We start from the raw sequence: 11,839 nt of genomic DNA on the forward strand, positions 1-11,839 counted from the left end.
ACAGTCTTTCTTTGAATTTTGTGGGGATCGTACAGGCATAAAGCGCAGTACGTAGGCAAAAAAATTTGTGGAGGGTTTCTTATCGAAAACTGACGATACCTTGCCACGGGATCTGTTTTAACTTGGTGAGCCGACTGGGTGGAGCTTTGATACAGTGTATTTATCTCGATAGGCAACGAAGAGGAAACCTATAACTCCTATTGCCAGCGTGACTGGGATAACTCCTATCCCATAAACAAAAGCATTTGCTTCACGAATGCCACCATTTGCATTGACTACAAAACCAATCACTGTATGGAAAGCATAGCCAAAAATCATGATTATCATGTTAGCAATCGCAGTCGTCAGCCCAGCAAGATGCTCGGGTACATAAGTGGAAACTGTATAAATCGCCAAAATTTGATAAGAGCAACACATTCCAACCAATATAAAAGATACAGTAATGCTGGGCACTGTTAACATACCCGTGACAAGTGCGGTGAAGACCACGCACATGCTTATCCCAGCAGCAATGATTGTTCCCAGGTAATATCCTGTTTTTTCCGCGATTAAACTTAAAATCGGCGAGCCAAAACACATTCCTATAAAGATCATTGAAGGCAAGTAATTTGCTGTTGATGTATTCAAACCATAAACTTGTTTTAAAAAGCCAGATCCCCATACATCAGAAAAACCTTCAAGAGGTCCGAGCATCAATCCAGAAAAACAGCAAATCAAGATTACTTTTTTATTGGTAAAAACCGTTTTAATATTGGAAAGAACTGATGTGTGATAAGTAGGTTTTTCATCGGGCACGATAAAATAAGTGATGCAAGCCAGGATAAGACCAATAGCAATAAATACTTCAATTACCATTTTATAACCCACTGCCTGACACATATAACTCACAGGTCCACCACCATAGACAGCACCAATAAGCCCTATCATCACCGAAAAACTGAGCATTCTGGAAAAATGCTGCTCTTTAAAAGCCATACGTATGATTTTAAATGTTCCCAAAATGGCAGCTGAAGATCCAATACCAATTAATGCTCTTCCTACAAGAGGATAAATCCAATGCTCAGCAAAAATAAGCGGCAGCAGTCCAACAACAGGAAGCAAAATACAAACCGTCATTACTTTTCTTGGCCCAAAACGATCCAACATAATCCCAATTGGCAAATGCATTAAAGAGTAACCAAGATAATAAACACCCGAAAACTGCCCAAAAACCGTTGCATCGATGTGAAATTGCGACGTAATATCATTCATCATAATATTGGGCATCACTCTAAGAACATATTGGTATGCATAAAATATTGACGCAATAATCCATACAAACCAGGCAACAACTCGTGATGTAGACATAAAAATCCTCAAAAAAACAAGCAGCTAATATACGCACAATGGCTATAACCTATGCATAACACCTATTTTAATTCATTTTTTTTGAAATTTTATTGCAAATATAGGCTTTAATTGGATTAATTTGAATTAAAATTTCATTTTTTAATGATTTTTTAGATTTAAATGCTAAAATATAAAAAATTCATGTTATTTTTAAACACTATGGATCGTACTGACAAAAAGATACTTGATATACTCCAATCAAATTGCCAAATCAACAATCAAGAGCTCGCAGACATGGTAGCTTTATCACCTTCTCCATGTCTTCGCCGTGTTAAATTATTAGAAGATAATGGATATATAAAGAGAATGGTTGCACTTCTTGAACCTGAAAAAATAGGTTTAAAATTATCCGTGATTGTTTTAGTTGGATTAAATAGTCACCAACCCGCTGTCATGAACCAGTTTGAAGAGGCTGTACGCTTTCTTCCTGAAGTCGTTCAATGTTATTTAATCACAGGCCAATCTGCAGATTATGTATTAAAAGTAATTGTACCAGACCTAAATGCATATCAATCTTTTTTATTAGATAAGCTGACGCGTATCAATGGAGTAACGAGTGTGCAATCAAGTTTTATCTTAAGAACTATTTGTGAAACAACTACACTTCCATTAGATCATCTCGATTAATTATTTGCCTCTCTTAGGCGAACCAAATTCTCATTTTCTGATTTTTAGGCAAACCTCATTGAATTGAACGGGTAAAAAAAGTAATGTATTGCATCGATTAAACAAGGAGCAAATTTATGACATTGAAGTTTTTGCCATTCGTTTTAGCGAGTTTTTGTGCTGCAAATGCCGCCTCATCGGCTCCGCTTCCCAAATACATTGATAAAGATGGACCTGTTTGTACTAATGTATTATGCGCATTTAACAACCCTGGGGGACTCTATGTAAGTGGTACAGGCTATTACGTCCAACCAAGTGAAACAGGGCTCGGACTAGTCACTGACAGTTGGCTATTCACTGTTCCTGGAGGTACCCAAGCTGAAAGCAAACCTTTTGATCCTGATTACCAATGGGCAGGAAGTGTGGCTGTTGGTTATGATATACCAATGTCCGCCAATAATATTGAAGTCAATTATCTTTATTTAAAAAACAAAACCCACGCTGTGAATAGTTTTGCCAATGGCTCTATTTTATTTGGAAGTATTTTATTCCCTGATGCGTTCATTCCTATAGATTCTATGCCTGGATTAGTCAGTGATGCTTTTTTAACTTATAGAGTAGATCAAGCAGATGTAAGAGCAGGAAGAAAATACGGTGATACATCAGGTGTGTTTAAAATACGCCCTTCTCTTGGGGTGCGCTACGCACAAATAAAACATGACCTGTCTTTTGCAGCACCAGGACATGTTACCAGCAAATTTAGCGGTGCTGGCCCATTAATCAGCCTGGATGGCCATTACGACTTGGGTTATGGCTTTGGTTTGCTTGGTTATTTTGATTACGCGCTTATGGCAGGTTCCATGCAATCCTTCTCGGAGGTTTTTTTAGGATCTAACTTCAGCTTTAAATGGCCCAAGCGCAACCGGGTTGTTAATAACATCACTGGTAAGATTGGTTTGGACTATACTCACGCATTGACTCATACAGCAACATGGACTGCGGCCGTTGGATATCAAATCAATGAATATCTGAGTTCTATGGATACACTTAGAGGATTTACCGGGGTAACTTTTAGTCCTGATGGGGTAAATTTAGGACCTCAACGTATTGCGGGTAATGAAACAAATAACTTCTCATTCCAAGGATTGTTTTTAAGCCTTACTTTACATGCCTAAAATATTATAGATGCTGTCTGTAAATGTGCTCTGGTTTTTATTTTGAAAGTACTAATAAAGACAGCATCTTATCTTCTCTAACAACAACTCTTCTTAACTACTATTTTCTTAGAATTCGCTTTCTTCATATTCCCATAGCATACAATTTGCGGTAATACTTACTGCGGAACTATTGAAAAAGAAGGAATTCATGCAGCAGGCGATGTTGCTCAATTTTTTGAGCATTTAAGTGATCCGACTTGGAATGAATAAAAACGCTTCATTAAATAATTCATCATTAGCAATTATTGACTAACCCTAATCATTTCAAGGAATATAATGAATAACCTTTAACAATACACTACCAAACTATAAACGATGATCGATTCATGTTAAAGAAAATACTGTTCTTGATATTATTGGTAGTAGGATTGTCAAGCTGCAATAGACGTGTTGAACAGCAAATCGTTTTGCCATCTAAATTTCCTTCCAGTACAAAGGATTACAAGCCCATAGCTGATTTACCTTATGTTGCTTGGTGGCAACAATTTCATGATGTAGAATTGGATCAATTGATTGAAGCTGGCTTGCATAACAACATGGACATTCATATTGCCATAGGAAACTTACAACAAGCACAAGGCGAATTGCTGCAAGTCAAACTCAGTTGGCTGCCCTTCGTACAAGTACTTGCTGGCTACTCCACCAATCCCGCCCTTGGAGCACCTGGTGTTTTTTATGGGGTATGGCCCTATTATTTCGTGAACATTATGAAACTTTATGCGCAACAGAAACAAGCCACATACAATGTTCAATTTTATCGTACTGCTATTGAGGGCGTGCGCCTGGCATTAATTGGCCAGATCGCATCAGCTTACTTCACTTTAATTGCTCAATTAGAACAATTGAGATTATTGCAACAATTGGATAGTGACTTGAAATCATTAATTAAATTGAGTCGAGGAGAAATTAAGATTGGTTTAGAAAATGAAATTACTCTAGCCCAATTGCAAACCGATGAGCGGCTGATTGCAGCACAAATTAAACCTATTTTGCATAATATTGTCCTCAGTGAAAATGCACTTCGGTATTTGATTAATGCAAATCCAGGCAGGGTAAACAATAAAAATAATTTCGCCAAAATAGATTTTTCCCATTTTAAACCAGGCAGCTTACCCGCTACCGTATTAAATAATCGTCCTGATTTGAAAATGGCATTCTATGCATTAAAAGCCTCTCGAGCTGGTATTACAGTGGCCTATAGTGATTTTTTTCCAGGAATTCAGTTAGATGATTTTCTGGGTGAAGTAGATTTGCCGCACAGTAATTTTGCTGACACAACGGATGCATACGTCAATTGGACACTTTCGCTCAGTACCCTAGGAAACATTGCAGCAAGTAAAGGTGCCTATAATGCAAAAGCTGCTGAATTCAATAAAACCGTCAGACGGATTTTAAAAGAAGTCGATAGTGACTTTTCTGCCAACAGACGCATGAATGAAAAATTTATGGCTTATTTACGAGCTGCAAAGGATTATGGCCATAAATACAAACTACAACAAGGATTATTAAAAACGGGATTAATTTCTTATAAAGAATTATTACAAAGCAAAATCTATTTGGATAACTTGGCGCTCTCAACAAATCAGGCCAAACTGGAACTCGCCATGTCATTAGTTATTTTATATCAAGATTTGGCGGGTGGATATGCATATACTCAATAGAACTCTTGGGGATGAATATAACCTGGATGCAAGACAGCGTAACCAGATATTGGGTATGGATTTTTAATGGTAACTTACATTTATGATACTTTTACGCAGATATCGTCTACACGTTAAACAGGGATTTGTACGACTAAAACGCTGGTTCACTTTAGCCAATATCATCATTTTGATTGGTATTTTAACGACACTTATTTATATTTTTTCTTATTTATTTCCTTTCACAGATAATGCATTTGTCGTCAATAACGTACGCCCCGTCGCAGCCCTTGCAAATGGGTACATTACAAATCTTTATGTAAAAAATGGGGATGTTGTCAAAAAAGGCCAAAAGCTTTTCACCGTCTTTCAAAAACCCTATATATATGCCGTAGAACAACTTAGTGCAGATTTGGCAGGTGCCGAGGCACAATTAGCTGCATTAAAAAGCACTTATGAACGGGATCTCAAACTCAGTGAAAACGAGCAAAAGAATTACATCAAACTCAAACAGGATGATCAAAAATATACTAAGGGCTATGCATTAAAATCGGTCTCTCTTATTACCTTACAAAACTCCCAACAAGAAACAAAAGCAGCTAAATATAGATGGGATGCCGCTTTAAAACAGTTGGAAATTGTTCAACATCAAATCAAAGCGCAAGAAAATGAAATTAAATCCCTTCATGCACGATTGAAAAATGCCAAAGTTAATTTGGAGCAAACAGAAGTATACGCACAAAATAATGGAATTATCCAAAATTTATTTTTTAGTATCGGAACACCAGTAAATATTAATCAACCTCTTTTTTCTTTAGTGGATACGGATAATATTTACATTCAGGCAAACTTTAATGAAACAGATTTGGGTCATGTGCGTAAAGGCGCAAAAGTATTGATATTCCCCAGAATGTATCTGGGAAGAAAAATGTTTCATGGGGTAATTGATTCAGATTTTTGGTCAGCTAATCGACAATTAGTGGACAACCGTACTCAGCTACAAAATGTCATTAATGAAAATCAATGGGTCTTATTGCCACAAAGACTTCCTGTGATCATTCGAATCACTGATCCAGATCCTCATTACCCGCTACGCCTTGGGACAAGTGCTTATGTCTATATCAAAGTTTAAGCAATGGCTTGATGAGGTTGATCCCTACGCATTACAACGAATTACCCTTTATAAGTGTCTTTTCGTTGCGACTGTAGAAGTATATGTTTACTGGTTGTTTCGGCCTGTCAGTTTTCTTACATTTTTTTCACCTTTTCTTTTGGTAGGCATGTACGAAGCTCCGGTGCTAACCACTTTTAAAGAAAAAGAGCGGTTGCTGTTTTTTATTGGCACTGCAATTATTATCATCAGCGTATCCTTTTATCTTGTCTACCCATTTCATGGAATCTTTTTCTTTTTTTCAGTGTTTGCCTTTGCAGTAACTTATTTTTGTGTATTAAAATATTTCTATGCACTAAAAAATCTAACGATGATGCTTATAGCAACTGGCGCAGTTGTTCTGAGCACTGAGCCTCCTGCTAACCTTGAAGTCGCCTACGGTTTTATTTCATCGACTACTTTGGCGATGATCTTTGTATTCATGAGTTTGAAATGTTTCCCTAATGTCTATTTGATCATATGGAACAGGGCCCTGCAAAAATTTATTCAATACCTTGAGGAAGATATTGATGCAGCTATAAATCAGAACCATAAAAGTCCTATAGGAGAGGAAATTCTCCATTTGGGAATGGTGCGAAACTATCGACGAATGCTCCCTAAAAAATACATAATGCAAGCATGCCGTATGTCAGTAAACATACGAAATATCCAACACGCATTGGATAATTTATATTATGAAAAAAAGAATGAGGTATTTTGGTACGGGATAAAAAACAATCTCCATTGGCTTAGGCTCAATATGAAAACTTATACACCATGCGGCATGCCCACAATGCCTATAGAACCAGAAACAAAATTACAGCATTACATTGCGCACTGCTTACAAGAAGCATTCATCCGTTGGAATAAGTTATGCTTTCTGCGACACAACTGAAAAAGAAACTTGATTACGCGCGGTTTACTCACCTGGCAATTATGTTTATGGTTGCTATGTTGATTTATTTATTTACGACAATACCTCATAAATGGTGGATTTTACTCACAGTCATTGTGATCAGCGCGGGAATCGAGCCAGGGCTGATTGTCAGGCGAGCTATTCATCGTATCGGGGGAACTTTTGCTGCTTTGTTAATTTTAATTCCTTTAATTTATCTCCTGCAATTGAATTATCGATTAGTCCCTGTAGTCTTTATCATAGGTATCATTGGATTATCTGTTACAGCATTAAATACACGCCGCTACGATATTAGTGTATTTTTTATTACTATTGTTGTTTTTTTGCTATTGGCGCAAACCACTGATGTGAATTCACCTGCAGGCCCATTTGAGATGGTATTGAATCGCGGTATCTGCACTTTGCTTGGTATTTTTATTGTTCTAGTAGGTGATTATTTTTTATTTCAAGCCTATCGTTATTCGCAAAAGCTTTATTTATTTCACCAGATGATGGTTTATAATTTTTTTAACAAAATCGTTAAGGAAATAATTAAGTGTCGAACAGAAAAAATTAATACCTTTATTTTTGTTGAAAAACTACGAAGTCAAGTAATCAAAAATTGCGCCCCCATTGAAATTAGTTCTGAAAATTTAAAACTGGAAGTTAAAATCAACTCTGAAACAAAAGAAAGAGTTGATATTTTTCAGGAAACAATTCGGGATATACGCAGGCTCATATTTGCATTATGTGTTTCTGAATTTGTTTTACACTCCACAACAACCACAGAGAAACACCTACTACAATTTAAGATACTTATGAATAAAGCAAGAAACAATTTTATTTATACTGAGGACATTTTAGAGTAGCCCCCTTTCCCAGAATATTTTAAGTTGACGCCATTGAGCACTTACTTAATCAGACTAAAAACCTGGGGGCAAAGTATTCGATAAATTGATAAATTACCGAATACCTTAAATCTTTTTTTATTTATACATTAAAGACGGGCCATAGTATTACATTCCCAATCGATTCGAGGCAACTTCAGGTATGAGTTCTCTCTTTGCATTAATAACACTATTTAAAATTCTTAATTCAGAAACAGCACCGTTTTTCTTTTGCTCTACATTCGCAATACAGGTATTCATCCGTTGAATTTCATCAGATGCTTTTGATATTTCCCCCCTTAAACATCTTTCCTCATATTCATATAATTCCATAGGAGAAACACCCAATGCTTTTAATCCCAGGAGTCGGTCGGTTTGATCCGTTTCAGAGAGCATTGCTTTGCGAGTTGATTGATATGATGCTTCGCGGATTTCAGCTTCTTCATAAGTCTGCAAATGAGCCGCATGTCTTTCCGTAAAATAAACCAAACGCCGGTTCGCCTCTTTTAAAGTATTTTTGTACCCATCAACTTGAGCATCCAGCGATTCAAAATGGGGTCCGTAAGAACGGTTAATTTCGAGTAATTTCTCCAAACTTTGTTGATTAAAGTATTGACGCAATTCACCAGAAGTTTTATGTGGAAATTTTGACATGATTCATTCCCCTATATGTAAAAGCTCAAAATCATATCACTTTTTATCCATATAAAAAACTATTTTATCATTGTGGTTATTTATAAATCTCAATTTGTTGAGCTATAAGAGTTTTTTTGGTATTAATGTCTTGTTTTACCAGATAATTTAACTCGAAAATGTATCTAGCCATCAAGACTCACTAAAGAATTAAGTTCCTCATTAGAAAAAGCTTGAAGTAGATTTATTTTTATGAGTTCTGCTAAAGTCTTAGTCTCCATTTTTCGCATAACATTTGCACGGTGGACTTCTACCGTGGAAATAGATATATCAAGTTCATGAGCTATTTGTTTGTTTAATTTTCCTTCGATGACTAAATCCATAACCTGTCGTTCACGTTTAGTTAAGCGATCCAGGCGCTCATAGAAATTAGATTGGGATTGGATAGAATTAGTGTGAATTTTCTTAAGACATTTTTGAGTAATTTCCAGCAAATGTTGGTGATTTACCGGCTTAAGAATGAAATCAGTAGCTCCTGCTTTCATAGCTCGCACAGCCATTGGAATATCACCGTATCCAGTAATCATGATCACTGATAATTGATTTCTTAAAGAATTAATATGTTCCAGTAACTCGAGCCCACTCATAATTGGCATACGCACATCGATAATTAAACATCCTTTTTGAGTACCATCATAACTATCAAGAAAAGCTTTAGCATTTTCATAAGTTTTTACCGGGATATTCACTGATTCAAATAGCCAACGAAATGACCGGCAAATTTCAGGATCATCATCCACCACAAAAACAGCTGCATTAGCAAAACCCATATCGATTCCCTTGGTAAAATAATACTAAAATAATTAGACAGCATTTATTGCTGTCCCCAATATAAACGGTTAATTTTTCTTAATTAAAGCAATTCCTTCATTACAAAAGAATTTTTCAACAACTTTAACAGCTTTTCCATCCATTTTCGTGAATTTTTAGTTTATTAGGGTTTACCACAACGCCTTCCAAGGTAAAAACTAACTAGTCATATTACAATAAAATTTTGAATAATATCGAACGCTTAATCTAGCATAAAGAAAGCCAATATCCAATTTCACTCGGGAGATTCTATTAATGGATAGAAAAATAGCAGTTGTTACAGGAGGTACAGGAGGAATAGGTACCGCAATTTGTCGTCGTCTCGCAACGAATTATAAAGTTGTTGCATGTTACTTTAAAAATGGTAAACATGACGAAGTATTGCAATGGCAAACTTCACAAAAAAAAGCAGGTTATGATATTGAAATTCTTTTTGCAAATCTCATCAATTTTTCTGATTGTGAAACACTCACTAATTCAATTATGGAGCGCTTTGGTCGCATTGACATCCTGATAAATAACGCAGGAGCCACATGCGATGTTAGCTTAAAAAAAATGGAACCTCACCATTGGCAACAAATAATTGATGCTAATTTAACTAGCACTTTCAATATTACACGTAACGTTCTGCCCTTCATGATTGAGAAAAACTATGGACGTATTGTGTGCATTTCATCAATTAATGGTCGAAAAGGACAATTAGGTCAGTGCAATTATGCGGCAACAAAATCTGCTTTATTTGGATTCTCGAAAAGCTTGGCTCTGGAAGTTGCAAATAAAGGAATCACCGTAAATACCATTTCCCCTGGTTATATAGAAACATCCATGGTAACTACCTTGAAAAAAGACATCCTTGATAAGATCACAAGCAGTATTCCTGTAGGACGACTGGGTAAACCCGAAGAGGTTGCCAATGCAGTTTCATTTTTAGTCGGTGAAGAAGCAGGATTTATTACAGGATCAAATATAGATATCAATGGCGGTCAATACATGAGTGCTTAATTGGATTTAGCATTCTAGCCAAATCGCATTCATGTAATCATGTGATTTGGCTGAATGAATAGAAGATATTTTTATTTCAAACATAAAATTCATGGACAATACAGATAATTCTCAATCATCTTCACTCACTTCTTAAAAACCAAGATAAAATAGTGCCTTTTTCTTTCTTTGTGTAATAAGATGGAAATAAGTAAGCATTTTTTACTCAAAAATGACTTAAATATGCAACTAAAAAACAACAACGACATGTATTGAGTTTTTTTGGGGAGATGAATCATGCCAAAGCTTCATCCTAATATTGAGCTTGTAGAGGTAAAAAAAGAAGAGCTGCCAGAGAAAATTGCATCCTCTTTATCAAAGGGAATCACAGAAAAAAGAATATTATGCGATCGATTTGGTGCTTATTACCTGATTAAAAAACCGGACCCTCTAACGGTAGAGGACGTATTTAAAGGATACCTTTCTAAAGAGGAGCTGAAAAGTCCCTCATTTGACACTATGGAGCATATTTTCTCAATTAAACTTGAAAGTGCTTTTCTTGAAGTTTTAATTCCCCGTATGGCAAAAAAAATGTTTGAGGGCATTTTAGTTGTCCCTGAAAACTATCTTCATGTTGATAAGGATAAATCAATTGGCGTCATTTCCAAATTCATAAACAGTTTTTCCGAATTTTTAGCAAAAAAAGAAGCAGTCAAAACAGAACCTTTATTTGAACGAGAGTATTTACCCAAGCGTGCTCATTTATCCCTCACATTAGAAGAAGCAAAAATCCTCGGGCAATTGTATGCCGTAGCTTTAGTTTTTAATTTATGGGATTTATTAAATTCCAAATTACTCAACTCAGGCTATTGCATGATTCATAATGCTGTAAAACGAGCTGCTATTGTTGATTTTGGTTGTGCAGGTATTCTGAGTTACAAAGGACGGCATGCAGATACTCTAGCATTGGATGATCCTGATTTTTCCCCAGCTAAAAAAATAAGTTACTCATTTTTTGGACAGGATTATCGTAATCATTACCGCCATGGCTTTGCTCTCCCCTTTGATAAATTAGTCGCACCTCTTCTTCCTCATACGGTAATTTCTGATTTATTCAACATGTCCGAAAAAGATCCAATTAGTCTCTCTATGCTTGAAGGGTTTTGTGAGGCAATTACCACAGCTGAGAAAAATATGTCTCAAAATCCTCATTTATTGGAAGAAGAATTAATACAATCGTATAACGCAATCACCTTAGATTCTTCATTACACGCTGATGAGTTGAAATCCCATTTAAATGCCGAGTTTTATGGCAAACCAGAAAAAAACTCACATTCCTTGGTGGCTCTTCTTCAACAACGTCTTGTCAGTGCCAAAATGCTTATTTATCAATTTAAAGCAGGAAAACCGGCAACGGTGATTCAAGAAGAAATAAGAGACTGTTATTATTATTCTCAATGTTGGGGAAACACAAAATGAGAGGATTTGCTATTTTATAATTTTGTGTATATTACTTTAGTATCGTGATGCACCATTCCAGTTGACATCATCCTAAAATACGAGGCTCGTAA

General features: G+C 36.0%; 11 protein-coding genes. 8 read left to right on the forward strand and 3 right to left on the reverse strand.

The window, feature by feature from the left end:
- Positions 1 to 117: 117 nt before the first annotated feature.
- The gene (locus A8O27_RS04390; RefSeq protein WP_058460247.1) at positions 118 to 1,347 is read right to left on the reverse strand and encodes an MFS transporter; all 1,230 of its coding nucleotides are present in this window, start codon (positions 1,345 to 1,347) and stop codon (positions 118 to 120) included.
- Positions 1,348 to 1,548: 201 nt separating this feature from the next.
- Here A8O27_RS04390 and A8O27_RS04395 point away from each other — a divergent pair, with 201 nt between their 5' ends.
- The 6 genes from A8O27_RS04395 (at position 1,549) to A8O27_RS04420 (ending at position 7,766) form a co-directional block, all read left to right on the forward strand.
- A complete protein-coding gene (locus A8O27_RS04395) occupies positions 1,549 to 2,016 on the forward strand; it encodes an Lrp/AsnC family transcriptional regulator (protein ID WP_058460556.1) in 468 nt (155 codons plus the stop codon).
- 116 nt (positions 2,017 to 2,132) lie between these two features.
- Entirely contained in the window at positions 2,133 to 3,170 is a 1,038-nt protein-coding gene (locus A8O27_RS04400; protein ID WP_058460246.1) for an Lpg1974 family pore-forming outer membrane protein, read from the forward strand.
- A 368-nt stretch (positions 3,171 to 3,538) separates the two neighbouring features.
- The gene (locus tag A8O27_RS04405; protein WP_058460245.1) at positions 3,539 to 4,873 is read left to right on the forward strand and encodes a TolC family protein; all 1,335 of its coding nucleotides are present in this window, start codon (positions 3,539 to 3,541) and stop codon (positions 4,871 to 4,873) included.
- Between the two features lie 82 nt (positions 4,874 to 4,955).
- A complete protein-coding gene (locus A8O27_RS04410; protein ID WP_058460244.1) occupies positions 4,956 to 5,984 on the forward strand; it encodes an HlyD family secretion protein in 1,029 nt (342 codons plus the stop codon).
- Positions 5,965 to 6,897, forward strand: a complete 933-nt coding sequence (locus A8O27_RS04415) for a hypothetical protein (RefSeq protein ID WP_058460243.1) — start codon at positions 5,965 to 5,967, stop codon at positions 6,895 to 6,897. Before A8O27_RS04410 ends, A8O27_RS04415 begins: the two co-directional genes overlap by 20 nt.
- Positions 6,876 to 7,766: an FUSC family protein gene (locus A8O27_RS04420; RefSeq protein ID WP_058460242.1), complete on the forward strand. Its 891-nt coding sequence runs from the start codon at positions 6,876 to 6,878 to the stop codon at positions 7,764 to 7,766. The genes A8O27_RS04415 and A8O27_RS04420 overlap by 22 nt, the downstream gene beginning before the upstream one ends.
- A gap of 147 nt (positions 7,767 to 7,913) precedes the next feature.
- Here A8O27_RS04420 and A8O27_RS04425 read toward each other — a convergent pair whose 3' ends face one another.
- Together A8O27_RS04425 and A8O27_RS04430 are read right to left on the reverse strand one after the other, a co-directional pair.
- Complete coding sequence (locus tag A8O27_RS04425) at positions 7,914 to 8,438, reverse strand: hypothetical protein (RefSeq protein ID WP_058460241.1); 525 nt, start codon at positions 8,436 to 8,438, stop codon at positions 7,914 to 7,916.
- 164 nt (positions 8,439 to 8,602) lie between these two features.
- Positions 8,603 to 9,247 carry a response regulator transcription factor gene (locus A8O27_RS04430; protein ID WP_058460240.1) on the reverse strand — a complete coding sequence of 215 codons (645 nt, stop codon included), beginning with the start codon at positions 9,245 to 9,247 and terminating at the stop codon, positions 8,603 to 8,605.
- Between the two features lie 295 nt (positions 9,248 to 9,542).
- Between A8O27_RS04430 and phbB the strand changes: the two genes are divergently transcribed.
- Both phbB and A8O27_RS04440 read left to right on the forward strand, forming a co-directional pair.
- Entirely contained in the window at positions 9,543 to 10,289 is a 747-nt protein-coding gene (phbB, locus tag A8O27_RS04435) for an acetoacetyl-CoA reductase (protein ID WP_058460239.1), read from the forward strand.
- Between the two features lie 276 nt (positions 10,290 to 10,565).
- Positions 10,566 to 11,747, forward strand: coding sequence for a hypothetical protein (locus A8O27_RS04440; protein WP_058460238.1), 1,182 nt, complete (start codon positions 10,566 to 10,568; stop codon positions 11,745 to 11,747).
- Positions 11,748 to 11,839: the final 92 nt, after the last annotated feature.

Source organism: Legionella bozemanae, from assembly GCF_001648595.1.
In the GTDB taxonomy this organism is placed as follows: Bacteria; Pseudomonadota; Gammaproteobacteria; order Legionellales; family Legionellaceae; genus Legionella; species Legionella bozemanae.